Here is a 23,982-nt window from a genome sequence, read left to right as displayed (position 1 = left end):
GTCGCGAAGGCGCCTGCCCCGCGGGCCGGATGATGACAGCGAGCGCGTCGCGGGCCAAGTGCCGTGCCGTTGCGAGGACGTTCGCGAAGGGGGCGGCTGCAAGTGCCGGCCACGGGCGTAGGATGGGCGCGACGTCCGATGTGGAGATGCGATGAAGAATCTGCTGGGTGGACTGGCGGCCACCTTCGCTCTGGCCGTGGCTCCTGCCGCAGCGCAGCCAACTGCGGCAGCCTACGACGCGGAACTGGCGAGCCGGGTGGGAGCCGACGACTACGGCATGCGGGGCTACGTGCTGGTGGTGCTGAAGACCGGGCCCACGAGGGTGGCGGAAGGCCCCGAACGGGACGAGATGTTCCGTGGTCACTTTGCCAACATGAAGCGACTGTCCGAAGAGGGAAAGCTGGTGCTGGCGGGCCCCTTTGACGGCGCAGACGGCTGGCGAGGGCTGTTCGTGTTTGCCGTGAAGGACATCGAAGAGGCCAAGCAACTGGCAGCGACCGACCCGGTGCTGGTCAAAGGTGAAATGGTGGCCGAGTACCACAAGTACTACGGATCAGCGGCACTGATGCTCGTGCGCGAGACGCACGAGAAGCTCGCGAAGAAGCGCTTCTGATGGCGCCCCGGCCGACGGACTAGCCGAAGACGGTGTCACTGGGCGCGTGGCCGCTGCTGAGCAGGAGGCGCAGGGACGGACTCAAGCCGTCGTGTTCCCAGATGCGTGCCTGGACGATGAATTGACGGCCTCCGATTCGCAGTGCATCCCCCGTGGCGGGCAGTTCCGAGTGGCCCTCGAAGAACTTGGGAACGGAGACCGAAGACACACGAAGCCAAGTCTGGTCTTCGTCGGTGAAGGCGAGGGCGATCCTGAGGCTCTGCTGTGTCATGGCGACGACTCCAGTTCTTGTGGAAGCGAAGGCGCAACTCGCACGTGCTGGATGGGTGCGTGGACGAGCCCTGCGGCATGCCCGAAGGGGGAGCGCGTTCGCAAGGCCAACTGCGCGCGAGGCGGATGATGACAGCGAGCGCCGCGCGGGCCAAGTGCCTTGACGCTGCGGACCGACGCCCGCGCGCAGGACTGGCCGTCGCTGCCGCAGGCAGGGGCCCGGCCGCCTAGTCGCTGCCGCTCCGCGGCTCGCTCGTGACGTGGAGCACCAATGGGCTGGGATAGCGGTCCTGCGCGCCGGCGCGCACCGAACCGACCAGCCCACCGATTTCTCCGCCCTTCATGGCGGCGCCGGCCGCGATGAGCAGCGCGAACGCCCCGCCCATCACCGGCACGGCCGCAATGCCGAGCGCGACCCCTGCGCCGGCACCCACCTTGGCACCGGTGGCCGCGCCCTCGCGGGCACGCTCGCTCGGGGAAGGGGTGCTCGGCGCGGTGATGCTGGGCTGCGCCACCGATCCCGCGGGTGCCTGGCAGGTGACGTGCAGGGGGGCCATTGACGGCAGAACCGTGACCGTCCCTGGCGCGGTGAACGGCCAGCTTCCGGCCGGATTGCTGGCCTCGCACGCCAGGGGCCCGGCCCAGTTCGGGGAGTCGGCCTCGACACGAACCTCGATGGTCTGTTCCGTGGGTGCCTGGTGAGCACAACCGACGACCGTGGCAACGAAGAACAGCCCGACGACCGAGCGGCAGGGCGTGCGCGCGAGGGCGTTCATGAAAGCCAAACCTTGGGTCCACGCCGGCGCAGCATCAGGCCCGCCCTGCGCGAGCACCGCGCCCGATCCAGCCGATGAGCACGCAGAGCAGGACGATGGTGCACAGCGAGCTTGCCGCCATGGCGGTTGCCGAAGGTGGCGGGGGGGCCACCGTCATTCCGGCCACGGTGAAGGCAAGCACCAGGACACTCAGCGCCGCGAGGGCCACCTTTTTCGGCCGGGGCAGGCCGCAGCCGGGGAAGAACAGGAACATGCCGACGATCACGAGGACGCCTTCGATCGCGAGCGCAAGGGGCATGTGGTCCCACAACCCGACGCCTACGCGGGGCGAGCCCGTACCTGTCAATGGCAACTCCGGCCGATGGACCAGTGCGTCGAGCAGCCAGTGCGAGAAGACGACGCCGCCGACGAGAAGTGCCGTGAGCGCCCTCGGGCCCGCGCGATCCTTGTACAGCACGATCGAGCACGATCCCGCCAGCGCCGACCATGCGAGGCCAGCGAGCAGGCCGTGCGAAAACGGGAACACGAACTCTGGCTGGTGCGTTTGCGGGAAGTCGGCCGGAATGGCGACCGTCTCCCAGCCCAGGAGCACGAACAACCAGAGCAGGGCGTCAAGCAGAAGGGCGGCGGCGGCGAGCACGCCGACGTTGACGCGCGGTCCGACTCGCGCGGCGGCGAGGGCGACTCCGAGATGGCCAGCGAACATAGAGGCTCCAGGCAGGCCTGACGTTTGAGTCCGGAGGCGGGCGCCGGCGCAGCGCCTGGCCTGCGGGGCGGATGATGACAGCGAGCGCCTCGCGGTCCAAGTGCCTTGCCGGCGGCTGACGGCTCGAACGAAAGGTGAGGCCGCATGGCTGCGAAGCTTGGGGCACGCTGCATCACTGCGCCCGCCTTGGAAAGGCGGCGGCGTGATAGCCGCGGCTGATGAACAACTGGTAGGCAATCCGCCATGTTCCAGCCACGAGCGACCAGCGATGCTCATAGCGGCCGTGCGTGTAGATTGCAGGGTACCCATCTTCAGGCGAGGCCCACGTGCCCAGTACGGTGGCTCTTGTTCGAGCGCTGTCCGGCAGCATTTCGTCGAACACGAGGCCCGTGACGTGGTGCAGAAGGCGCGGCGCGTTGGCAGCGAACGCGCGCAGTTGCCCGAACCCCCGGGCTTGGAAGATCGGCTTGTCGTCACCCGTCAGTCTGACTTCGAACACGCCGTCGTCCGTGAACAGAGCGGCCCAACCGTCTGCGTCGCTCGAGTCGAACGTCAGACAGTATCGTCCGAGCTGTTCGGCAATGGCCAGTCGATGCGCCAGGTTGTCCAATGTCACCATCGCAGCCTTGTGTTCGATGCCTGAGCCCCTAGTAAGACGAACCGCCGGCGTACTTCTGTTCCAGGAGGACACGCCAATCGAAGAGCAACTCGGCAACGCGCCTGGCCTGACTCGGCCTGGGCCCCAGGCCCAGGAAATCAGTCTCGAGCAGCAACAGCAGCTCCATGAGGCGTTGTTCGTCGGCATCGTCCACAAGCGCGGCGAAGACCTCTGAGGCGAACGCCGAATACTCCTGCCGTGAGGACGGCTCCCGGGCGACGCCGAGCGGATCCCACAGGTAGTACAGGACCTCGTCCACCCGTTGAAGAAGTTCTGTGGCGAATTGATCGGAAGAACCATTCATGGTCGTTGAGTCACCGAGTTCGAGGATGCTGCCTGAACGTCGAGCCGGGGTTGCGCTCGAGCGGAGGATGGCGCCGTACTCTACGCAGGAACCTGCAGTTGCAGACCCACGATGCCTGCCACCACCAGCCCGATGCAGCCGATGCGAGCGAGACTTGCCGGCTCTTGGAAGAACAGCACGCCGACGAGTGCCGTGCCAGCGGCCCCGATGCCAGCCCAGACCGCGTAAGCCGTGCCGACCGGGATGACCTTGAGCGTGAGACTCATGAGCCAGACGCTGAGGATGGCTGTCAGCACGGAGATGAGCGACGGCACCGGTCTCGTGTAGGAGTCCGAGAGTTTCATGCTCACGGAGAAGGCGATCTCCAGGAGGCCGGATGCCAGGATGACCAGCCAGGCGGAGCTTGTGGTGGTGATGGCGAGCATGGAGCAGGGTGTCAGAGCGCGGAAACGGCGACTCTGTCAGGTCATGCCGCGGGCGTCCAGTGCACGTGGGGCGCCACCTGCGAGAGCCTTGGATCCCGCGGGGCACGATGACGAAGGGGGTGGCGGACCGGCACTGCATGGAGCTCGGGTGCAAGGGTGCGGATGGCGTGGCGGCAACCGGCTCAGTCGTCGGTGCGAGTCCGCTTCGGCGAGGGTTCACCGCCACAGCCCCGCCACTCATTGCGGGTGATGGCACAGAGGCCGTGCGGACGCAGAGCACTGCCTTTCGGCACGACAGGGCGTTCGAAGTCGGGCCTGGTGTTGCGCATGCCGATCCGCTCCATGATGGCGCCGAAGCGCCCATGGGTGAGCAAGGTGAACGTCACGATCTCCGTCAACCCCAGCCTCCCAAAGCCGACAAACTCGGCGGAGTCCTTGGCTTCGGCCGCCCAGTTGCTCCAGGCCCGCTGCGCCGCATCGGCGTTCATCGCGAAGAGTGGCGCGATGTGTCGCCATCCAGGTCAGACACCGCGGCAACGGAGCCTTGCGCCAAGCCACAACAGGCCACGGCGGGCCAGCAGGAAGCAGGCGGCGTACGGCAGCAGCCCCGAGACCGCGCCGAGCACGAGGGCCAAGGGGACGATGTCCATCGTGCCGGCCCAGGTGGAGGCTGCCACGCACAGGGCGCCCAGGTAGACGCCGAACGACGCCCAGAAGCGAACCGGCCGCGGGCTGCGAAACGCGGCGACCGCACCCGCGAACGTGCCGCCCAGGCATCCTGCCAGCGCAAGCGATTGACCGAGAACCATGGCGTTGCCCTGGGCCTGAGCGCTCGAGGCGACAAGGGACAGTGCAGCCGCGAGAAGGAGCCGACTGGGAACGAAACGCTGATCCATGCGGGGCCTCGGGTCCGAGAGAGGGAGCGCACCGGAACCGGTGCACGGCCTGCACGACCGACGATAAGCCAGCTCGCCAGGCAGGCCAAGGGCCATGCCGGTGCGGGGCCGCGCGGGCGAAAGGTCAGGCCGCCCTCTGGGCACGACGAGCGAGCAGCCAGAGCAGGAAGCGGCCGTGAATCGCACCGACCAATGCACCCGCAAGCACGAACGAGAGGACGAGTTCGACAACCGCTGCGAGAGGCCGGGATTCGCTGGCCGCGAGGTGGGCTGCCAGGAAGATGACCGGCATGGCGCATGCCCAGGCAAGGGCGTTGGCTGGAAGCCACCACCAGGCGTGGGGCAGCACCTCGCGCAAGCGCCGCCACTGAAACGCGGCCAGCAAGGGCCCGGCCAGGGCGCCCAGACCTGCGGCGAACACCAGGCGCAAGGACGTGCCGAGCTCGGGCGGCGCCGCTGCTGGCTGCTGGGGCAGGGAACTCATGATCGTGCTGGGCACCATGCCGAGCGCCCAGGACACCATGGCGCCGACGACCGTGGCGGACACCCATCCGGTGAGCTGGGGCAAGGCGCTGCGAAGGACGCGGCTCTGCGCCACACCGACGACGAGGCCCTCGATTGCGCCCAGTGCCACGAAGACGGCAGCCAGCCCGAGGGCCGCGGCGGGGCCGCTGGGCTCACCGAGACGGCGGGCGACCAGGAAGCCAACGCCGGCGACGATGCTCAGCCCGACCGCCTCCGCCCACGCGTTGGCGACGATCCAGCGCTGCCAGAGGCGCCGTGGCGGGTGTTGGGGTTCCACGGGGCGGCCTGTCGCTCGGGCTGAGGGGCGGACGCGCGCATCGCTTGGCCCGCGATGCGGATGATGACAGCGGGCGCCTCGCGGTCCAAGTGCCATGCCCATGCGCGTCCGCTGCAGCGAACGGCGAGGCATCACAGCCAGCGCCGGACTCGGGCCTTGTAACGGGCGTACTGCTCGCCGAACAGCTCGTCCAGGACCCGCTCCTCGGGCTGGATCTGGAAGCGGGTGATGTAGAGCACGAAGACGATCGGGCCCAGGAAAGGCAACGGCGCCGACAGATAGGTGCCCCAGGCCAGCAGGATGAAGCACAGGCCCACGTACATCGGATTCCGGGTGATTCGGTACACACCGCCCGTGACCAACGCTGAGGCACGGGCCGGTGTGAGCGGATTGATGGTGGTTCTCGAGGCCCGAAAGGCGAGCAGACCCGAAAGGTCGAACGCCAGCCCCGCAGTGACAAGGAGGGCTGCCACCACAGACCTCATGGTGGAACCGAGAGGCAGCGCCGGACCCAGCGGGGCGACGAGCCACATGACCAAGGCGACGAGCGCCCCGACCACGGGCGGTGGAATCATGTGCTCCAGCCACTGCATGGGTGTTTCAGGGATGCCTGGCCTTTGACAGAGGAGGAGTGAGCGCCATGCTGGTGCGCGTCCGCTCTCGCGAGGGGCCAGGTGGTGCGGTCAACGTGCCACCCAGCCGCCGCACACCGGGAACACCTGGCCCACGAAGCAGTCGGCGGCGCTGCTGCACAGGTACGCCGCGAACTGAGCGTCCTCCCGCGCGGCCACGAGCCTGCCAAGTGGAACCTCGCGGGCAAGACGCTCCCGGAAGCGCGGGTTCGCCTGCACCTCGGCAGGAAAATAAGTCGGGTTGTCGACGAAATTCTGCGCGATGGCATTGACTTGCACGTTGTGCGGCGCGAGTTCGACACCCACGGCCTGAACATAGGCGAGCTGGGCGCCGCGGGCGGCGCTGTACGACGAGGCCCTCTTCATGCCGCGCAGCGCGGAAGCGCTGCCGATGACGAGGATCTTTCCGGAGCGACGACCGACCATTGCAGGGGCTGCGGCACGCAGGAGCCGCGGGAGCGGGTCCACCAGAGCCGAGAAGACCTGGCGCCACTCGGCTTCGGTCACCTCCGCAGCGGCCGTGGTGGGTGCCGTGAACGCGAGATTGGCCACCAGGATGTCGACCTCGCCCGCCGCACGAACCACGCGATCTGCAGCCTCGGGCTCGGTGAGTTCTTCCGCGCTGGCCACGATGGTTGCGCCCTGCTCCGCGAAGACTTCACACAGGACCGGCCCCATGAATTCCGTGGCCTGGGTGATGAGGACCCGCTTGCCGACCAGTGCGTTCTGCATGCCTTCTTGCCTGGTTATGCCACGCCGGAGCCAGACGCCTCGAGCAAAGGACTAGGCGCCGACGTCGAACGACGAGCCGACCGTGAGCTCGCCGGAGGTCAGCGCATCCGCTCTCAACCCGGCCCGGCCGACCCACTGCCTGACCACCTGCGCTGGCGACAGATCGGCCGTGGCCAGCGCCTCGCCGAGAGTCAGGCAGGGTTCACAGAGCTCGATGCCGCGGAAACTCAGGCCGCCGACACGGAACGACCGCCCCACCAGATCGTTGAGCCGGACTCCGCGGGTGATCACATTCCGACCGGTCGCGGAAGCCGGGAGGCTCAGCCCGTTCACGCGGGCAAAGCGTTCGATCTCTTCGGCCTCGATGAAGGTGATGTTCTGGCCGGGCTCGTCCTGGGCGCCGAAGTAGCGATCGCCCTGGATGCCCGCTCCCGCCACGACTTCCACCCGCGGGAGAGGCATTTGCGGTCCACCTGGCTGGGGGCGGATGAAGATGTGTTCGACCATGTGACGATTCTGTGCGCCTTTCGAGATTCTGCCGCCTGAGGTCAAGAAGCGAGGGCCACCTGGTTCGACGTCCCTCGCGCGTGGGGGCACCGTCGGTCTCAACGCAAGGTCGATGGGACGGATGGCGACCAGATGGGGAGCCGGCTCGAATGGTGGGTGGGGTGTCGTTGCGCCGCATCTCACGCAGGCTGGGGCATGCTGTGCCACCAGATGCGAGCCTCCGCGCACAGCTTGCCGCTGAACGAGGCCTGGAGGATGCCATCGAGCACCATTCGTGGCAGAGGATCGCCAGGCTTGCGAGCCACGAGACTGGTCCCGGTGGATCGGGCCCAGATCCGGAACAACTCCTCCGACGCGACCTGATAGGTGACGTGCCAGTGCGCAATGCCCGATGTGGCGGTGCTGGCCAACACCGCGAAGGTGACTCGAACGTCCTCCTGGAGCTGCACCCGTTTCCAGTACTCGACGAGTTGCTCCGCGCCACGCTGAACCTGGAACGGCGTGTTGTGGTATCGCCCGTCGGGCGTGAACAGGGCGGCAAACATGGCCGGGTCTCGCTGTTCCCATGCGGCCTTGTAGCCGTGCATGAATTCTTCGATGTTCACGGTGGTCTCGCGGTGTGGGGTGTACGACGCCTGACATGGGAGCGAAGGGCCGGGTCAACCCGAGCCTGACCGGCTCGGGCTGCGCCTCTTCGAGCGAATGACGACCGTTCCGGCCAGCTTGTCGTGCCAGCCCTGCTTTTTCGGATCGAAGGCAACCCACAGCAGTCCGAGACCGAAGGGGATGGTGGATACGAAGTACCCCAGGTAGCGAACGATGGACTGACCGACGCCGAGCGTCTTCCCCGTTCGCGCGTCGACGACCCGTGCGGAGAAGATCATCTTTCCCGGGGTGGCTTGCTTGTAGTGCCAGAAGACGATGACCGCGATCGCGGGGGCCACCCAGGACAGGAGGAAGTCGGCCCAGCCGGAAAGGACCGCAGTGTCTCGCGGTGCAAAGTAGGCTCGGCCGTAGATCGCCAGAAGCAGCGGCAGCGAGATGCTCACGATGAGTAGCGTGTCGACAAGGGAAGCAGCGACGCGAACCCAGAAGCCGGCGTATTCGACATCATCGAGTGGCATTCACTCTCCCCGTAGGACACCTGACTTTCGAGCGAACCGGCCCCCGTCCAGCCAGGGGCCAGTCATGCTCTGCCCGAGGCGCAACGCCGTCACCGCGGCGCTACTGGCCGAAGCCGGCCTCCCGCGCCCGCACGATCGCGTGTCCGCGCGACTCGATGCCCAGCACCGCGAGAATCGCCGAGACCTGATTGCGAACGGTCTTGTCCGACACCCCCAGGTGCGCAGCAATCTGGGCATTGTCGGACCCTCGAGCGAGCAAGTCGAGGATCTGCGCTTGTCGTTCGCTGAGCTTGTCGAAACCGGGCGCGGCGCGCAGCGGCGGTACGCGGGGAAGAAAGGCCTCGATGGCATCGAGGCACTGCTGCCAGCCGGGCTCGTCGGCCGTCACCACATGATTGACGCCTTCGATCGGGACGAGCCGGGCGTCGCGGATTCCGGCGGCGATCGCCATGCCCTCCGCGAAGGGCACACGAACATCGCCCTTGGCGTGAAGGACCAGCGTCGGGCATCCGACCTGGGGGAGGAGCTGCGTCACGTCCATGGTGTTGAACGCGCGCATGCACCGAACGGCGTTCTCCGGCGAGGACGACACCCGCTGCAGCTCGTTGAACCACTGATGCTGCTCCCGGGTACCGGCCGGCAGGAACTGCGAGGTGAAGAACTGGCGGTAGGCGTCATCAGCCTTGGCCCAGCCCAGCTCGGCGAGCCGGCACATCGTTTCGGCCTCGTCGCGCTCCTGCTGTGTCTTGGCACGCGCGAGGCGCCCGCGGGTGAAGCCGCCGTAGAGAATGAGCTGTCCGACCCGTTCGGGGTGGCGCGCCGCGTAGGCGATGGCCACTGCAGCGCCTTGCGAGTATCCGAACAGCGTGAAGGTCGGCGCCGCGACCGCATCTGCGACGGTCTCCAGGTCGCGAACCCACGCGTCGAAGTCGATCTCCGGAGGGGCCCAGTCCGACAGCCCGCAGCCGCGTGCGTCGTAGCGCACGAATCGGCCGCGGACTTCCATCGCATCGCGCCAGTGGCGGTTGAGCGGATTCTGCGAATCGAATTCGAGATGGGACAACCACATCCCCGCCTTGATCGTGACGTGCGGCCCTGTTCCCGTGACCGAGTACGCCAGCCGGGCGCCATCGGGAGCGTGAACGAAGCGGATGTCGGTGGGGGAAGTATTCACGCGCAGGTGCAGGCTGAACCGCGGATCACGGCCCTGGGTCCGGCGGTCCGGCAAGAACCCAGGGCGGACGGGACAAGCGCCCGCCCGGCGCCGCCGGCCAGGGGGCAAGACGCCTGCGCGACGGGACATTCGCCCAATGACGGCACGCGCGCCCGGCGGGAGACTGGCGCCGCATCGTGCACCCAACGGATCCCAATCGACAAGGAGTCGCAGCCATGAACAACATTCAGACAGTACTGACCCTCTACGAGGCTTTCGGGCGCGGCGACCTCCCGACGTTTCTCGGTCATCTGGCGGAAGGCGTCGAGTGGGACGGCGGCGCCGCAGACATCGGCGTGCCCTGGCTGAGACCGCGACGGGGGCGCGCGGAGGTGCCAGGCTTCTTCGAGTCCCTGGGCGCGCTCGACATTCGGCGGTTCCAGCCGAAGACCCTGCTGGAGCGCGACAACATCGTCGTCGCCATCATCGGCTTGGAGTTCGTGGTCAAGGCCACCGCCCACACGGTCAAGGAGGAAGACGAGGTTCACCTCTGGCGTTTCGACGATCACGGCAAGGTTGCCAGTTTCGCCCACAGGGTCGACTCGCATCAACACTGGCTCGCGATTCAGCCCACCTAGATGCCGCCCGGTCCGCGACGCGGAGCATGCGGCTCGCGGCTCCTGTGCCATGGGGTGGGATGCGCTCGTGTGTACGGTCAGGCCACACGGGCCAGCATGAGGTGATAGTTGTTGCGGCGCTCGACCTTGCGAAACCCGCAACTCTCGTACATGTACTGTGCGGGATTCTCAGGGTGAACGGTGAGCGCCACCTGGCGATAGCCCGCCCGAGCAGCGGCTTTCAGTGTCTCGAGCATGAGGGGCCGGCCGTGGCCCTTGTGCTGGAACTCGGGCTCGAGCGCGATGCCCAGCTGCGGGGTTGCCGCATCGACCGACGCCAGACCCACGCCAACGGGCAAGAGGCGGACCCAACAAGCGCCGGCGTCCGTCCCGTTCACTTGCGCGACCCTGCCGACATCCGTCGTCTTGCCCCACGCCTCGGCATAGATGCGCACTCCGGGCGCTTGAAGCACCTCGACGGGGCGGAGGCCGGCGGGCGGAGGATCCCAGAGCGCGACATGCAGCCAGTGCCAGAGCTTGTCTTGGTCTTCAGCGGTGAGGGGGCGGAATCGTAGCAAGGTGTGTGGCCTGACGTTTGCGCCGAGGGGCGAGCACCGGTGTGGCGCTCGGCCTGCTCGACGGAGGATGAACCGCCCGGGCGGTGGGCCAAGGGCCATGCCGGCGCGGCTCGAGCGAAGAATCAGGTGCGGGCTTTGTGCATGAGGTACCTGACGATACCGCTTGGGTGGCCGTCGTTTCCAGGCCAAGACTGCACAGCCGTGGCGCCGATAGCACTCCGGGGCCTGATGGCTCAGCCTCACGAGGTCGCAGACGCCGCTGCCACGCGTTCGCGCCTGAGCTTCGAACTCGTGCAGCAAGCCGGAACCGAGTCCTTGGCAGCGAGGCTCGGTGGCGACCCGGATCTGCAACAGCCCGCGGCACTTGCCCCATGTTCTTCCGGTGGCTCCACCGACGACCTGGCCTGACGCTGCCGTCGCGAGAATTGCGAACTGCCGAGCCAGGGAGATTGGCGCGACGGCTTGGTTGTGCCGATAGACGCCAGCGCCCCGAGGAGCATGCCAACGCCGAGCGCCTCGCGGCGCGGGCGGCAAACCTGTGGGCATCGCTTCGAGCGCGCGGCCGGACTTCGCACCGCACGACCGATTCATCGAGCCAGGCCTGGGGCATGCAGCGCGAGGATGTCGGCGATCGCTCGGTTCAGCGGCGTGGCGAGGCCTTTCGCCGCTCCGAGTTCGACGACGCCGCCAGAGAGCCATCGGACCTCGAGGCGGTTGCCCCGCTCGAGGTCGTGGTGCATGGACGACGTCATGTCGTAGGCGACTTCGTCGGCGAATCGAAGTCTCACGTCGGCATAGTCCTCGGCAAGGTCGACGCCGTGTGCGCGACCCACGGCGACAACCTCGCGCATGACATCGAGCAGGAAGGCGCGGGTCTGTGGGTTCTCCCGGATCGGTCCGATGGGCTTGCGGATCGTCGTCGTGGTGCCGGACAGGCCCACTAGGAACACGTACTTCTGCCAGATCTCGCGGCGGATGTGGGTGGAGAGTTCGGCGTTGATTCCTCCGGCCAGGCACGCCGCCAGGAAGGCCTTGCCGCGCTCGGACTGCGAACCGTCGAACTCGCCAAAGATCAGCCGCTGCATGGGGCCGGTCTGGCGGATGACGCCCGGGCGATCGATGGTCGTCGCGACATAACCGACGCCGCCCATGATCTGGGAGTCGGGGTACTTGGCGCGCAGATAGTCGTCCTTGAGAACGCCGTTCTGGAACGAGACGATGGTCGTGTTCGGACCGACGAGCGGTCGAATCTGATCCAGCGTCTCCTCCGTGTCCCAGAGCTTGACGCAGACCATGACCAGGTCGACGATTCCGACCGTCCGGGGGTCGTCAGTCGCTAGTGCAGGACTGACGAGCATCGGAGCGGGCCCCTCGATCCGAAGACCGTCGGCGCGAATGGCGTCGAGATGTTTGCCGCGCGCGATGAAGTGAACCTCCGATCCACCTGCGCAGAGCCGGGCGCCGAAGTATCCGCCCAGGCCGCCGGATCCCATGATTGCGATTCGCATGGTCTCTCTCCTTGCCGCTGACCGCTCCAGTGGCAATCGTCAGTCTGGCGCCGGAACGATTGCTCAGCCTGGGGTTCGACGTTCGTGCTGCGGGGCAAGCGCCGGCACGGTGCCGGGCCCGCGACGCGCAGCATAGATCACGGCGCATCGCGGGCCAAGAGTCACGCCGTGCCGATCCGTTCGAGCGAAGGGTCAGGCGTCGTCGCTTTCGCTCATGCCTCTGGGGTTCCTGTGTCCTTGAAGCCCTGGCTCAGCTCGACACGGGAAGCGGCCGCAAGTGCCTGATAACGCTGCCGGAAGGACTCGAGAGTGCTCTCCTCGAGCTCCTCCAAGTCCAACAGCGCATATCTCGAATGGCACGACGCCGCGGTGTCTGCGGCCTGACGATGGAGCGCGGGCGTGAATGCGGCGAAGGCTTCGGCCGCACTCTAGCCGCAGCGCCATTCGAACAGCTGCGTATGGGTACCGTCGCCGTTGTCCCGCAACCCGGCGCGGAGCATTCCGGCCTTGAGAAGAACCCGGTGCGATGCAAGATTGGACGGCGCCGTGGTGGCGATGATGAATGCCAGGTTGTGAGTGCGAGCGCCATAGGCAATGAGGCCGGACACAGCCTCCGTGGCGAAGCCGCGACCCCATTGAGAACGAAGGAAGGCGTACTTGACCTCTGGCTCGGGCTGCCCACCGGGATGGACGATTCCACAGAAGCCGATCACCTCGGTTGACGATCGTTCTTCGACGGCGAACATGCCGTATCCGCGCTTCGCGTAGTTGGAGCGCGTGACGTCGAGCCACTGGACACACTCTTCGTGCGTGATGGCCCGGCCGTCACCCACCCAGCGCATGGCCTCGGCGTCGCCGTAGACGGCGAGAAGGGCAGGGAGATCGGAATCGCGCCAGCGCCGTACCCGCAGACGCTCGGTTCGGAACTCTGGCTCCGACACTCTCAGCAGCTCCTCGTGTGGCTCAAGGGCTGACCAGCTGGCTCGCGCGAAGGCTCAGTCGGCATCCTTGGGTGTGACAGGGCTCGTGGGGTTCTGCTCGAACTGGGGCAGGGCATCGGTGATCTCGTGCCAGGGTGCCTTGGAGCCCACATGGACATGGCAGATGGGGCGGTTCACAGGATCATCGTCGAGTACGCCGAGTGCCAGGCCGAGGACGCGGGGCTTGTCGTCGAACTTGGTGATCAGGTTCGAGCCGCAGATCGAGCAGAAGCTTCTGTGCTGACCGGGCGATGATTCGTAGTAGCGAACCTTCTCCTCGCCCCTGACCCACCGGAATTCCGATGCCTTCACCTTGCCGCGTGCCCGGAACGCCGAGCCGTGAGCCTTGCGGCACATGGAGCAGTGGCAGTACAGGAGATCGATGACGGTGCCGTCGATCTCGAATGCCACGCCCTGGCAAAGACAACTTCCGCGAAGCACATGGCCTCCTTGTGCTGCCCGACGTTGGAACTGACGCGCGAGCGCCGGGATGTCGTTCGGGCCGCGAGGCGGATGATAAGAAGCACTGCGTCGCCGGCCAAGTGCCACGCCGGTGCGAGTCCGCTCGAGGGAAGGGTGGGATGGCGCTCGCCGGTGTACGACACGCGCAGCCGGGGCCCTCGTGCCTGCGAGAGGCAACGGGCTGGAACGCCTGTCGGCCCGTCTTCGGCGCGCGATCACTGCGCAGCCTGTTCGGCCGTCAGAATCACCGTGTAGGACGTACCGTCCGGCCGCAGGAGCCGGACGGAGATTCGTTCGCCGACGCGCTTGCCCTGGGCAAGTGGCGCGAGGTCCTTCGCCGTGGCGCCAGGGATGCGCTTGCCGTCGAGTTCGAGGACTTCGTCGCCGGCGGCGACGCCGGCCCTGTGCGCCGCAAGGCCGGGCCGGACCGCGGTGACCTTGGAGGCTCGAACGGTGGGATGGAACCAGCCCTCACCGCTGATGGCGACCGTCACGCCAAAGATGCCCCGAGCGGGATCGGCCGTCACGGCAACGGGGTACATCAGAAGCGCCAGCAGCACGAGCAGATCACCTCGCCCGAGGGATCGCAGGGCGCCGCTCACGGACAGCGCGCGCGGGGCGTGGCGAGCGTCCCGCCCGACGCTTGAAGGGTTGGAGAGCGCAGGGGCGAGCGCCCTGCGGGTCCGAGTCGACGCGGGCGAGTGAATGGGCCTCGATGTCGCTGCAAGACGCCTGCGAGCTACTTGGCCGCCTTGGCTGGAAGGGTGCCGACGAACTGTCTGCAGCGCTGAAGCCAGAAGTCGAGTTGCTCGTCGCTCTCGATGGCCGGCGGCTCGACGTACACATAGCCCGGCATGGGTCTGCCGGTGAAGTCCATTTCGCGCACATGGGGGCGGCTCAGTGAGTCTTCGTGGTATTCCCAGCCAACGCGTGCCATGAGCTTGTGGCCGGAGACGCCCACGAACATGTGCCCGCGGTGGAGGAAGGCGATTCCGCCGAACATCTTCTTCTCGGAGAGCGCGGCGTCGCCTTCCATGGCAAGGCGGATGCGATGGGCGAGAGCTTCGTCATACGGCATCGTCTTCACCTCCGTGGCCTGACGTTGGAGCCGCGGCATCGGCTCCGCTCGAGCGAAGGGCTGGGCCCCGCTGCTTGCTGCCTAGAGCCTGCCGCTGGCTCGCATGCCCTCGAGCCGCAGGGCGATGACTTGCTCGACCTCGCTGAGCTTGGCCACCAAGGATTGGCGTTCCTGCTCGGACACCGCGTTCGAAAGGCGCTCGCGGAGCCTGGCCCGCCGGTGGAACAGTTCGATTTCGGGTGGCGGCACCCCCGCGTTCTTGAGGATCTTGAAGGGAAGGCGGAACTCGGCAGGAGTCGCCGCCCAGCCCTCGGACTCGGGCATGGGCTTGCCAAAGCTGGGGGCGCTCTGAAGCTCGCCCGACCGGAAAGCCTGCGCCAGGTGCTCGGCGATGGCTTCGTCCTGCGAACGAATGGCCGCGTCTCGTCGCTTGCGCGCGTCCGCGTCGGGCGAGGGGTCAGGAGGCGATCCTGGCGGTGACATCGATCTCGACCAGCGCACCAAGTGGCAGCCGGGACACCTCGACGCAGACCCGCGCCGGGAACGCCGAGGGGAAGTACTTGCGGTAGACCGCATTCACCGCGGCGAAGTCGTCCATGTCCGTCAGGTAGACCGCGGACCGGACAACCTGCGCCAAGCTGGACCCACCGGCCTCCAGAATGGCCTGGATGTTCTGCAATGTGCGGTCGGCCTGTGCTGCTGCGTCATCGCCGACGAGCTTGCCGGTCGACGGGTCCAGTGCCACCTGCCCCGATGTCCAGATCCAGCCGTCCAGTACCACGGCCTGCGAGTAGGGGCCGACCGGCGTGGGCGCGCTGCGGGTTTCGATGATTCTCTTGGCCACGATCTTGCCTTCTCTGCGATGCGGTTCGCGGACGACGTTCGCCGGCGACTCGCCCCCCCACGCTGGAGCCGAGGGGCCGGTGCCGTGAAGGCGCCCGGCCCGCGTCGCGGATGATGACAGCGGGCGCCGCTCGGGCCAAGTCCCTTGCCGGTGCGCGTCGGCCCGAGCGCAGGGCCAGGGCGCACCCTCATGACGGCAGCTTGGCGACCACGCACTGAATGCCCGTGATGCCCGCGCCTTGCTGGACCGTCTGGCAGGCCAGCGCCTGGCGCGAGGAAGGCTCGTGAAACCAGACCGTGCTGGTGCTTCCGCTGGAAGACACACCGATCGGCACGTAGCTCGGCGTGGCTTGAACCTGTGACCGCGCGGTCGGCGCGAGGACTGCAGCCGTTGCCGCGGCGGCCAGCACACCCGCCGCGACGAGACCTGAATTGCGAGCGTTCATGGTTTGCTCCCCATGGGGTGGGTTGGAGAGGACGTGACAACCGGGCGAGGCTCCGCGTCAGTCTGATGGCGGGCACCTCTTATGGAAGCTTACTCCCGGGAGCCGGCAGGTCGCGAATCACCGCCGATGCGCGGCTCGCCGACCGATGCGCTGCCGTCGTCGATGGCTGCTGGGGGCTGCCGCGCCCTGCCGCTCACCGTCGGCACGAACGCAGGATGGACCGCAGCGCGATGGGGCTGCCCTGGACCCGCGCGGTCGCCTCCACCGTGCAGCGTTCAATGGAGCCTGCCGTGCAGGGTTTCGAGTTCTTCGATGACGCCGTCTACGAGTGCAAGGAACTCTGCCCGAGTGGCATGAGGGTGTTCGGTGATGAGTCTGGAGGCATGCTCGGCGAGCAGGTCTTGCCGGGCCATGCGCGCCCACCGGCGTACTTCCCAGTACGTGACGAGAGCCAGCCGACCGAGATCATCGGAGCGGCGGGCGTAATGCAGGCTCCCGAGTATGTCCTCGAGGTGCAGGCGGAGACGCTGCTGAGCGAGCGTTTTCATGTTGCAGTGCAGCATGGGCGCCCTTGCTTTCGCCTGGCTGACAGTTTTGCAGCCCACGGTGACCACCTCGACCCCTAGCGGCCAGGCAACCGGACCTCTACGGTCCTGCCACCGTACCCAAACCGCTTGTCGCGCGCCTGGACCACGACAACCGTCACGTCGGCCGGGATCTTCACGCCGTACAGATCGCGGGTGAAGGGCTGCTCACTGGCGTGGTCGTGGAAGAGCACTCGCTCGCCGAAGACGGAACCCTCCCTGCTCATGATGCGGAATGCGTCCGCGTAGCGCTGCGGCGAGTCATAGGGTGAGGAAACCGTGGTGTCGAAGTCGAACGTGTTGGTTCCGGCGGCGCGGACCTCGACCGCGACGACGTCCGGGTACTTCTGTTCCGTCGAGCCTGCCGCCAGCACTGGCAACGGAGAACCAGAAAGCAGTGCACCGAGGACGCCGATGACGTGGCGCCGGGAAGAGAAGGATGGCGAGTGCATTCGACCGTTCTCCCGTGCAAGGTGCTGCCCCCGGCGCGCGCCGACATTCGAGCCGAGGAGCCGACGCAGGAAGGGGCTCCCTGGGTCCGCAGGTGCTAGAAGCGCCTCAGCAGGAGAGAGGCGCCCACTGCAATGAGGATCAGTGGCCACCAGCGTGCAAAGATCGGTCCGAGGTTGGGCAGCAATCCGAGGTTGGACAAGAGGAAGAGCACGCCAAGAACGATCAGGACGAGCGGCGCAAGGATTGACTTCCTGAACATGCGGACCTCGAAGCTTGGGATGTGCGGCCTGACGCGTGAACCGATGGGCTGCCAACGCCAGGGCGATGGGCCGCGAGGCCGATGATAGGCGGCAGGGACTAGCCGGTGGAGGACCGCCCCGAACGAAAGCTCAGGCGGCGTCGCGTGCAGGCGAAAGCGAAACTGGGGCCGTGGCCGCTGCCGAGGGTGGCGCCCACTCTTGCCAGTCCGGGCCGAACAGCTCGGCGGGATGCTGGGTGCGCTCCGAGCCATTGCCGCAGGCCATGGAAGTGGCGGCGCAGTACCTCTCGCAACCCCAACACGTGCGTTCGGGGTGCGCAGGATGGGTGGGAAAGCGCTTGACCATAGCAGCCATTCGGGCCAGGGGCACCGACAGAAGTCGGTACCGCACGAACAAAGCATTCAGTATGCCTCGGCATTGGGCAAGTACTGTTGACGCGCGACAAGCTTCGAATGCCGGCAGCACCGAGGCCCCGGGCATTGGCAGGGCTCCCCGTCGAGAGGGGGTTCGCCGCTCAGAGGCGAATTTCGGAGCTTCCGCCCTCGAGACCTTCGGTCGCCGAGGTTCGATCCGGTGATCGCCGCTCGCACCGCTGACGCTGGTGCCGTTCTGGCGCAGGAGTTGAATCGACGCACCGCTCGCCAGCAGCGTGACGTGCAGTCCTGCATGCGCGCACGTCGCGGCAACCGCCAGTCCCACTGAGCCGCTGCCCAGGACGGACCAGCGAAGCGTGACCATGACGATCCGTCACGATGGGCCAGTGCACCTGCGGAGCGATGGCTCAGCCGACACCGTGAAGGGCCTCCGCCACCCGAGCCTGAAGCAAGGGAACGAATCCGAACTCGAACCACCGGTTGTGGGCGAACCATCGGTTGTTGGTCGGGCTGGGATGCGGCAGGGGCACCAGCGTGGGCCAGTGTGTGCGCCAGTCTTGAACGGCCTTCGTGAGGCTGGCACGTTCCCCGGGAAGGTGGTAGGCAAGGGCGTACTGGCCGATCACCAGCGACAGCTCCAAGGTCCCGAGACTTTGCAGCAAGGGTGCCCGCCAGCGTGGAGCACATTCAGCCCGAGGTGGAAGGTCAGCCGACTTGCCCTTGCCCGGGTAGCAGAGCCCCATGGGGAGAATGGCGAAGCGTCTCGGATCGTAGAACTCTTCGCGCGTGACACCCAGCCAGCGGCGCAGCCTGTCGCCACTCGCGTCGTTGAAGGGGATGCCTGTTTCATGCACCTTTCGTCCAGGCGCCTGTGCTGCGATGAGGATCCTGGCGGACGGATGAAGCTGGAGGACCGGCCGTGGGCCGTGGGGCAGGTGCCCGGCGCACAGCGTGCAGGCACGAACCTCCGACAGAAGGGACGCAACGGACGACACGACAGGAAAGGTGATGGCTGAGGTACGAGCCAAGCGGGCAGCCCGGCTTACCAACCGATGCCGTGATCCTCGCCGTGGTTCCCCGACGCGCCCCAGAAGGTGCGGTGCTTCGGGTCGATCAGGATCGCGTTGACCGGCCCCATCGTGCGGGCGCGGTAGGTCGGCTTGTAGCCCATGCGGCCGAGCTCGCTGCGCACGTAGGGCGGTGTCACGTCGTTGAGCCAGATCGTGCCCGGCTTGGACGCGTGCTGCTCGAAGGACTCGCGCATCTGCTCGCTGAGGAATGCGGGTGCCTCGGCCGCCTCCTGCGGCGTCATGCCGAACTCGACGATGTTCAGGAAGTACTGCAACAGGTGCTGGTCCTGCGCGTCGCCGCCTTGTATGGCAAACGCCAGCCACGGCACACCGTCCTTCGTCGCCAGCGTCGGCGTCAGCGTCACGCGCGGCCGCTTGCCCGGCGCGACCACGTTGAACGGATTCTCGGCGGCGTCGAGCACGAAGCTCTGCATGCGCTGCGACAGCCCGATGCCGGTCGGCCCGGCGACCACGGCCGGAATCCAGGCGCCACTCGGCGTGATCGACACCAGCCAGCCGTCCTTGTCGGCCGCCACCACCGACGTGGTGCCGGCGAAGAACGACCCTTCCATCGGGTCGAGCGAGCTCCTCGGCGTGCCACCGGCCGGCACGGATCGCTTCGCGCGCGGCTCGTGCCAGCGCTTCAGCAGGTCCAGGTACGGGTTGCGGCCGCCCTGGAAAGGATAGGGGTCGCCCGGCGACACCGCAGGGTCGTTGCGCTCGGCGTTGACGAGCTTGGCACGCGACTTCGCGTAGTCCTTGGACAGCAATCCGGCCACCGGCTCCTCGGGTGGCACCGTGGTGTCGCCGTAGTAGAAGTCGCGGTCCGCGTAGGCCAGGTTCATCGCCTGGTAGACGGTGTGCACGTAGCGCGTGCTGTTGAAGCCCATCGACTTGAGGTCGAAGTTCTCCAGGATGTTCAGCGCCTGCAGCATGACGGGCCCCTGCGTCCAGGCGGTGAGCTTGTAGACGTCGATGCCCTTGTAGGTGGTCTTCACCGGCTCCTCGATGCGCACCTGCCAGTTCGCCAGGTCCTCGCGCGTGAACAGCCCGCCCTGCGCGCGCGCGCTGGCGACCAGCTGCTCGGCAATGTCGCCCTTGTAGAAGCGGTCGTAGGCGGCGCGGATCGCGGCCTTGCGGTCAGCCCCGCCAGCCAGCGCCTGGCGTTCGGCGTCGACCAGCTTGCGCAGGGTCGCGGCCAGGTCGGGCTGGCGAAACAGCTGGCCCGGCTCGGGCGCCTTGCCGCCTGGGTTCGGGAAGAACAGGCGCTTCGAGTCGGGCCATTGCTCGATCTCCTGTCGCTCCGCCTCGATGTCGCGCGCCGTCTCGCCTTCCATGGGGTAACCGTCGGCCATCTCGATCGCGGGCTGGAGCACCTGCGCCAGCGACAGCCGGCCGTACTCGGCCAGCATCACCAGCAGGCCGCCCGGCGTGCCCGGCGTCACCGCCGCAAGCGGGCCGTACGGTGGCGGGTGGTCGAAACCCTTGGCGCGGAAGAACTCCGGCGTCGCGCCGGTCGGCGCCACGCCGAGGGCATTGATGCCGACCACCTTCTTCGCGCGCGGGTCCCAGATCAGCGCCTGTGTCTCGCCGCCCCAGTGCAGCACGTCCCACATCGTCGCGGTGGCGGCGAGCATCGCGCAGGCCGCGTCGACCGCATTGCCGCCCTGGATGAAGATGCGCGCGCCGGCCGCGGCGCCGAGCGGCTTGCCGGTGACCGCCATCCAATCCTTGCCATGCAGCGGCGCCTTGTGCGTGCGCTGTGCAAGCGCGGGTGCGACGGCGAGGGCGAAGAGCAGGGGGAGCAGGGTCTTGCGCATGACGGGTCTCCTCGAGTGTCGCCGGTCTGGCGCCTGAGCCGCGAGGCGGATGATGACAGTGAGCGCCGCGCGGGCCAAGTGCGATGCCGGAGCGGCTGCTCTCGCGCGAAGCTTGGGGCCACCCTGTTGGCGAATGGCCCCCGAGACCGGAAGCACTGCTTCTGACGGACTGGCCCGGTCCTGCACCGGTCCGGCGGCTGGCTGTGAAACGCGAGGTGAGCAGGGGCCGGGCCATCGACGCGTGAGGCGCGGCCGTCCCGCGGCATGTGCCGATGCACGACGCCGCCACTCGGTCATTCGGGCGAGTCTGTTCCCTGGGCAGCATGGCAGCCTCGTCGCACCCAAGTGCGAGCTTTCGCATCTCGCGGTGACGCGCGCCAGGCGTCATGCAGGCGCGGATCGCGTGCGAACCGTCAGGCGGCACGCCTCGGCACGTCGCGCTTGTCTGGCTACTCGGGGATCTCGGGTTCGACCAGCTTTGCCAACTGGGCGAGGGACTCCTGCCAGCCGAGGTAGCACATCTCCAACGGAATGACTTCCGGCAGACCCTCCTGCACGATGCTCAGTTCGGTGCCGCAGGACACCTGCTTCAGCGAGATCGTGGCGATCATCTCGCCAGGCAGGTTGGGATCATCGAACCGATCCGAATAGCGGATCTTCTCGAACGGCACCAATTCCAGGTACTCCCCGCCAAAGGAGTGGCCGTTGCCGGTGCCGAAGTTCCGGAAGGACATCCGGAACGTTCCCCCGACGCGTGCCTCCATGTGGTGGACCGTGCAGGTGAACCCAAGCGGCGGAAGCCACTTGGCCATCGCGTCCGCTTCGAGGAAGGCTCGATAGACGCGTTCGGGTTTGGCACGCAAGACACGATGAAGTCGGACGGTTCCGGTGACCATGTTGATGCCTTTCGTGACGAGGTGGATGCACCTTACGACGAAGTGGCGAAGGCGCGATCGACATCCTGCGACTCTGGGGGACACCCGCGCAGCCTGCGGTGACTGTGTTCCTCGGCAGCGACTTGCCTGGACCGAGATTGGGGAGTTCCTCGAGGGGCATGTCCGTCCCGGATCACCTAGCTGGACCGGGGGCCAAATCGGGCCTGTGATCGTTCCCGAGCCTTCGCCGACTCTGCTTCACGATTGCGTGGGTGGGCGGACGTGACGAGGCACGTGATCAGGGTCCTGGCCGACGCGGCGATCTCCTCGACTGCACGATCGAACGCCGCCTGGTTCGCCTGCGAAGGGACATTGAAGCCGCTGAGCTTTCGAACGAACTGGAGCGAGGCATCCCGGATCTCCAGTTCAGTCGCAGGCGGCTCAAAGTTGAACAAGGTCTTGATGTTCCTGCACATGTGCAGCTCTCCGAGGGTTGCGACGCCCTGCCCCAAGAACCCGATGATCTTGGTGCCCACGACGAACCTTGCGCGGTGGATGGCGCCCGCTGGAAAGAACTGAGGACTTCCCGTAGCGTGGGCTCGGGTCGATCTGCCCGCCGTGCGCCCGTCCGTCCCTTCGAAGGCCGTGTCCCAGGGGGCCATCTGGCTCGCGCGGGGAGGTCCACGTCCTTCAGGATCTGAACAGTCCCCTTGGCCGCGCTCGGACCGCAGGAGGCTGGTGCGAGCGGCCGTGGCGCGGATCGGGCTGTCTGGGTCCGGCGGTTCGCTCTGCACTCCCTTCGAGGGGGCACGCGGGGCGATGATGGGCGGTTGAACTCGCGGCACTCGTGACGGCCACTGGTGGGATTGGTGCCGATGCCCGACGCTCGCATCAAGTTGGACCGAGGCATCACCGGATGCGAAGTTCTTCTTCCAGTCGCTGGATGTCGGCATCGACCTCGGCCAACTCGGCGGTGACCGAAGTCGTGTCTTGGCGTGTCTGGATGAAGTGGTCGAGCTTGAACTGAAGGTCGCTCCGCTGAGACTTGCGAGCCGCAAGCTCGCTCTCCCTGATCAGGCGCTTCGATGCAGGGTCGCTGGCCGGACCGTTCATGTCCTTCTCCTGGGTAGTCGGCTAGTCGTCGATGAACTGCCAGGTGTCTGCTCCGTCGAGGCGACGAACCCTCACGGAGTTGATGAGCTTTGGATCGAAGTTCCCCAGGTTCACGCCGTGCTTGGCGCCCGGCTTGGGCTCGAGCGGCTCCCAGTGCGTGACGCAGCCACAGTGCTTGCAGTGAATCGTGCGCAGTGTCCTATCGCCCCAGATGTATTCGGCAGTGGCTTCGGGATGGCCTTCGATCTTCACGGTTCCGAACTCGAAGTAGACCCATGGACCGCCGATGCGGCGGCACAGCGAGCAATTGCAGGCTGTCGCGACCGTGGGAGTCGCCGGCAGAATCATTCGCACCGCACCGCAGTGGCATGAGCCTTCATGCATCTGGCCATCTCCTGAAGCCCCGGGCGATTCCGCCCGTGGGAGTATCGGTGCCGCCTGTCGCTCGGGCTTCGCAGGCGGATCCGGCATGGCGCCAGGCCCGCACGGCGGATGATAGGAATCACCGCTTCGTGCGCCAAGGGCCATACGAGGCACTTGAGCCGCCAGAGAGGACTGGCAGGGTGGGAGCGGCCTGCAAGCCACGCACGGCCGGCCCGCTTGCCTTCCCAGCCCTGGCGACAAACAGTCGGTGAACGAACTGTTCCGGGACCTGCGCCGAAGCGCAGCCCCCGCGTTCGCCATCCGGCAGTGACGTCTTTGGGCATCGCGAGACGGACGATCAGCGCGTTCAAGAGGCCTGGCGTCGGTGCCCCTCAGTGCGCACGATACGCCGAGTGGCAGGCCGTGCACTGCCGCGTGACCTCGGACAGTGCAGCGACTGCCCGCAGGGCATTACCGTCCGCGCTCGAGTCCTGCGCCACCAGCGCGAACTGGCTGGCCGCCTTGTGCATCTGCGTGCCGATATCCTGCATCTGCTTCGGCATGAACGGAGCCATGTGGGATGCACCGTGGGAATCCAGCGACGACAGGCCGAGCCGGACTTCGGCGATGTCTGCGGCCTGCTGGAAGTCTCCCTTGCCGATGGACTGCTGGATCTCGGTGATGGCCAGCAAGTGATCGCGCATGTTGCCGAGCATGTGACGCACCATCGGAGCCGGCATCCTCACCAGTTGCCTCGAGTCGCCGTCGGCGGCGGCGCCGGGCGAAGTGGCCGCCAATGCCACGGCGAAGACGGCCAGGGCGCGATTCATTGGAGGGTTCCGTGGAGCGATCGAGGAACTGGAGGGACCCGAACGTGTGAGCCGAGGCAGGCGTGTCGGGAAGGCGCTTGGCCTGCTGACCGGATGATGAACCAGACCAGCCGGCAGGCCAAGTGCCATG

At 67.1% G+C, this 23,982-nt stretch carries 37 protein-coding genes and 2 pseudogenes; 3 read left to right on the top strand and 36 right to left on the bottom strand.

The genetic code is table 11. The annotated features are described in order from the left end of the window. Positions 1-151 precede the first annotated feature (151 nt). Positions 152-613 (top strand): YciI family protein, encoded by a 462-nt coding sequence (locus tag Q0599_RS06400; protein ID WP_298827287.1) that lies wholly within the window; start codon positions 152-154, stop codon positions 611-613. 19 nt (positions 614-632) lie between these two features. Here Q0599_RS06400 and Q0599_RS06395 read toward each other — a convergent pair whose 3' ends face one another. From Q0599_RS06395 to Q0599_RS06325, 15 genes are all read right to left on the bottom strand, one after another. After that, the gene (locus Q0599_RS06395) at positions 633-884 is read right to left on the bottom strand and encodes a hypothetical protein (protein WP_298827284.1); all 252 of its coding nucleotides are present in this window, start codon (positions 882-884) and stop codon (positions 633-635) included. Between the two features lie 226 nt (positions 885-1,110). After that, positions 1,111-1,659 (bottom strand): hypothetical protein, encoded by a 549-nt coding sequence (locus tag Q0599_RS06390; protein WP_298827281.1) that lies wholly within the window; start codon positions 1,657-1,659, stop codon positions 1,111-1,113. 34 nt (positions 1,660-1,693) lie between these two features. Next, positions 1,694-2,365, bottom strand: a complete 672-nt coding sequence (locus Q0599_RS06385) for a hypothetical protein (protein ID WP_298827278.1) — start codon at positions 2,363-2,365, stop codon at positions 1,694-1,696. Between the two features lie 172 nt (positions 2,366-2,537). Next, positions 2,538-2,984 carry a nuclear transport factor 2 family protein gene (locus Q0599_RS06380; protein ID WP_298827275.1) on the bottom strand — a complete coding sequence of 149 codons (447 nt, stop codon included), beginning with the start codon at positions 2,982-2,984 and terminating at the stop codon, positions 2,538-2,540. 28 nt (positions 2,985-3,012) lie between these two features. Further along, positions 3,013-3,327, bottom strand: coding sequence for a hypothetical protein (locus Q0599_RS06375; protein WP_298827273.1), 315 nt, complete (start codon positions 3,325-3,327; stop codon positions 3,013-3,015). Positions 3,328-3,407: 80 nt separating this feature from the next. After that, a complete protein-coding gene (locus Q0599_RS06370; protein WP_298827271.1) occupies positions 3,408-3,752 on the bottom strand; it encodes a multidrug efflux SMR transporter in 345 nt (114 codons plus the stop codon). A gap of 182 nt (positions 3,753-3,934) precedes the next feature. Continuing rightward, a complete protein-coding gene (locus tag Q0599_RS06365) occupies positions 3,935-4,240 on the bottom strand; it encodes a hypothetical protein (protein WP_298827268.1) in 306 nt (101 codons plus the stop codon). Positions 4,241-4,273: 33 nt separating this feature from the next. Beyond that, a complete protein-coding gene (locus Q0599_RS06360) occupies positions 4,274-4,648 on the bottom strand; it encodes a hypothetical protein (protein ID WP_298827266.1) in 375 nt (124 codons plus the stop codon). Positions 4,649-4,772: 124 nt separating this feature from the next. After that, a complete protein-coding gene (locus tag Q0599_RS06355; protein WP_298827263.1) occupies positions 4,773-5,450 on the bottom strand; it encodes a hypothetical protein in 678 nt (225 codons plus the stop codon). 131 nt (positions 5,451-5,581) lie between these two features. Then, a complete protein-coding gene (locus tag Q0599_RS06350) occupies positions 5,582-6,043 on the bottom strand; it encodes an isoprenylcysteine carboxylmethyltransferase family protein (protein ID WP_298827260.1) in 462 nt (153 codons plus the stop codon). Between the two features lie 90 nt (positions 6,044-6,133). After that, positions 6,134-6,832: an SDR family oxidoreductase gene (locus tag Q0599_RS06345; RefSeq protein ID WP_298827416.1), complete on the bottom strand. Its 699-nt coding sequence runs from the start codon at positions 6,830-6,832 to the stop codon at positions 6,134-6,136. 33 nt (positions 6,833-6,865) lie between these two features. Further along, positions 6,866-7,321, bottom strand: coding sequence for an MOSC domain-containing protein (locus Q0599_RS06340; RefSeq protein WP_298827257.1), 456 nt, complete (start codon positions 7,319-7,321; stop codon positions 6,866-6,868). Positions 7,322-7,500: 179 nt separating this feature from the next. Then, the gene (locus tag Q0599_RS06335; protein WP_298827253.1) at positions 7,501-7,926 is read right to left on the bottom strand and encodes a nuclear transport factor 2 family protein; all 426 of its coding nucleotides are present in this window, start codon (positions 7,924-7,926) and stop codon (positions 7,501-7,503) included. A gap of 54 nt (positions 7,927-7,980) precedes the next feature. Beyond that, on the bottom strand, positions 7,981-8,445 hold the full coding sequence (locus Q0599_RS06330) for an RDD family protein (RefSeq protein WP_298827252.1): 465 nt from the start codon (positions 8,443-8,445) through the stop codon (positions 7,981-7,983). Positions 8,446-8,545: 100 nt separating this feature from the next. After that, the gene (locus Q0599_RS06325) at positions 8,546-9,619 is read right to left on the bottom strand and encodes an alpha/beta fold hydrolase (RefSeq protein WP_298827249.1); all 1,074 of its coding nucleotides are present in this window, start codon (positions 9,617-9,619) and stop codon (positions 8,546-8,548) included. A 215-nt stretch (positions 9,620-9,834) separates the two neighbouring features. Between Q0599_RS06325 and Q0599_RS06320 the strand changes: the two genes are divergently transcribed. Beyond that, entirely contained in the window at positions 9,835-10,236 is a 402-nt protein-coding gene (locus Q0599_RS06320; protein ID WP_298827245.1) for a nuclear transport factor 2 family protein, read from the top strand. Positions 10,237-10,313: 77 nt separating this feature from the next. On the opposite strand, the gene Q0599_RS06315 is transcribed toward Q0599_RS06320, so the two are convergent. From Q0599_RS06315 to Q0599_RS06275, 10 genes and pseudogenes are all read right to left on the bottom strand, one after another. Further along, positions 10,314-10,793 (bottom strand): GNAT family N-acetyltransferase, encoded by a 480-nt coding sequence (locus tag Q0599_RS06315; protein WP_298827242.1) that lies wholly within the window; start codon positions 10,791-10,793, stop codon positions 10,314-10,316. 210 nt (positions 10,794-11,003) lie between these two features. After that, positions 11,004-11,339 (bottom strand): annotated as a pseudogene (locus Q0599_RS26145) (GNAT family N-acetyltransferase); the annotation flags it as partial. A 41-nt stretch (positions 11,340-11,380) separates the two neighbouring features. Continuing rightward, on the bottom strand, positions 11,381-12,301 hold the full coding sequence (locus Q0599_RS06310; RefSeq protein ID WP_298827239.1) for a 2-dehydropantoate 2-reductase: 921 nt from the start codon (positions 12,299-12,301) through the stop codon (positions 11,381-11,383). Between the two features lie 428 nt (positions 12,302-12,729). Next, complete coding sequence (locus Q0599_RS06305) at positions 12,730-13,242, bottom strand: GNAT family N-acetyltransferase (RefSeq protein ID WP_298827236.1); 513 nt, start codon at positions 13,240-13,242, stop codon at positions 12,730-12,732. 54 nt (positions 13,243-13,296) lie between these two features. Then, positions 13,297-13,722 carry a GFA family protein gene (locus Q0599_RS06300; protein ID WP_298827233.1) on the bottom strand — a complete coding sequence of 142 codons (426 nt, stop codon included), beginning with the start codon at positions 13,720-13,722 and terminating at the stop codon, positions 13,297-13,299. A gap of 236 nt (positions 13,723-13,958) precedes the next feature. Beyond that, positions 13,959-14,303, bottom strand: a complete 345-nt coding sequence (locus Q0599_RS06295) for a PDZ domain-containing protein (protein WP_298827230.1) — start codon at positions 14,301-14,303, stop codon at positions 13,959-13,961. Between the two features lie 179 nt (positions 14,304-14,482). After that, a complete protein-coding gene (locus Q0599_RS06290; protein WP_298827413.1) occupies positions 14,483-14,821 on the bottom strand; it encodes a TfoX/Sxy family protein in 339 nt (112 codons plus the stop codon). Between the two features lie 81 nt (positions 14,822-14,902). Beyond that, entirely contained in the window at positions 14,903-15,304 is a 402-nt protein-coding gene (locus Q0599_RS06285) for a DnaJ family domain-containing protein (protein ID WP_298827227.1), read from the bottom strand. After that, positions 15,279-15,665: a RidA family protein gene (locus tag Q0599_RS06280; protein ID WP_298827224.1), complete on the bottom strand. Its 387-nt coding sequence runs from the start codon at positions 15,663-15,665 to the stop codon at positions 15,279-15,281. Before Q0599_RS06280 ends, Q0599_RS06285 begins: the two co-directional genes overlap by 26 nt. Positions 15,666-15,852: 187 nt before the next feature. Then, a complete protein-coding gene (locus Q0599_RS06275; RefSeq protein ID WP_298827221.1) occupies positions 15,853-16,110 on the bottom strand; it encodes a hypothetical protein in 258 nt (85 codons plus the stop codon). A 215-nt stretch (positions 16,111-16,325) separates the two neighbouring features. Between Q0599_RS06275 and Q0599_RS06270 the strand changes: the two genes are divergently transcribed. Further along, complete coding sequence (locus Q0599_RS06270; protein ID WP_298827217.1) at positions 16,326-16,736, top strand: hypothetical protein; 411 nt, start codon at positions 16,326-16,328, stop codon at positions 16,734-16,736. Here Q0599_RS06270 and Q0599_RS06265 read toward each other — a convergent pair. From Q0599_RS06265 to Q0599_RS06220, 11 genes and pseudogenes are all read right to left on the bottom strand, one after another. Then, positions 16,733-17,146 carry a hypothetical protein gene (locus tag Q0599_RS06265; RefSeq protein WP_298827214.1) on the bottom strand — a complete coding sequence of 138 codons (414 nt, stop codon included), beginning with the start codon at positions 17,144-17,146 and terminating at the stop codon, positions 16,733-16,735. The two genes, Q0599_RS06270 and Q0599_RS06265, sit on opposite strands and share 4 nt — an antisense overlap. 95 nt (positions 17,147-17,241) lie before the next feature. Further along, positions 17,242-17,406 (bottom strand): DUF5668 domain-containing protein, encoded by a 165-nt coding sequence (locus Q0599_RS06260; protein WP_298827211.1) that lies wholly within the window; start codon positions 17,404-17,406, stop codon positions 17,242-17,244. 130 nt (positions 17,407-17,536) lie between these two features. Next, positions 17,537-17,752: a DUF3079 domain-containing protein gene (locus tag Q0599_RS06255; RefSeq protein ID WP_298827206.1), complete on the bottom strand. Its 216-nt coding sequence runs from the start codon at positions 17,750-17,752 to the stop codon at positions 17,537-17,539. Positions 17,753-17,959: 207 nt separating this feature from the next. Further along, positions 17,960-18,145 (bottom strand): annotated as a pseudogene (locus Q0599_RS26140) (2-dehydropantoate 2-reductase N-terminal domain-containing protein); the annotation flags it as partial. Between the two features lie 43 nt (positions 18,146-18,188). Then, complete coding sequence (locus Q0599_RS06250; protein ID WP_367180908.1) at positions 18,189-18,776, bottom strand: uracil-DNA glycosylase family protein; 588 nt, start codon at positions 18,774-18,776, stop codon at positions 18,189-18,191. Positions 18,777-18,823: 47 nt separating this feature from the next. Beyond that, on the bottom strand, positions 18,824-20,671 hold the full coding sequence (locus Q0599_RS06245) for a gamma-glutamyltransferase family protein (protein WP_298827203.1): 1,848 nt from the start codon (positions 20,669-20,671) through the stop codon (positions 18,824-18,826). 449 nt (positions 20,672-21,120) lie between these two features. Next, entirely contained in the window at positions 21,121-21,567 is a 447-nt protein-coding gene (locus Q0599_RS06240; RefSeq protein ID WP_298827201.1) for an SRPBCC family protein, read from the bottom strand. Between the two features lie 176 nt (positions 21,568-21,743). Next, entirely contained in the window at positions 21,744-22,022 is a 279-nt protein-coding gene (locus tag Q0599_RS06235; protein WP_298827407.1) for a DUF2277 domain-containing protein, read from the bottom strand. Between the two features lie 433 nt (positions 22,023-22,455). Continuing rightward, a complete protein-coding gene (locus Q0599_RS06230) occupies positions 22,456-22,659 on the bottom strand; it encodes a hypothetical protein (protein WP_298827198.1) in 204 nt (67 codons plus the stop codon). A 21-nt stretch (positions 22,660-22,680) separates the two neighbouring features. After that, positions 22,681-23,043 (bottom strand): GFA family protein, encoded by a 363-nt coding sequence (locus Q0599_RS06225; RefSeq protein ID WP_298827195.1) that lies wholly within the window; start codon positions 23,041-23,043, stop codon positions 22,681-22,683. Between the two features lie 371 nt (positions 23,044-23,414). Next, entirely contained in the window at positions 23,415-23,738 is a 324-nt protein-coding gene (locus tag Q0599_RS06220) for a cytochrome c (RefSeq protein WP_298827192.1), read from the bottom strand. Between the last annotated feature and the right edge of the window lie 244 nt (positions 23,739-23,982).

Origin of the sequence: uncultured Piscinibacter sp. (genome assembly GCF_937952055.1) — a bacterium.
GTDB lineage: Bacteria > Pseudomonadota > Gammaproteobacteria > Burkholderiales > Burkholderiaceae_C > Piscinibacter.
This window is presented reverse-complemented; position numbering and strand designations above follow the sequence as displayed.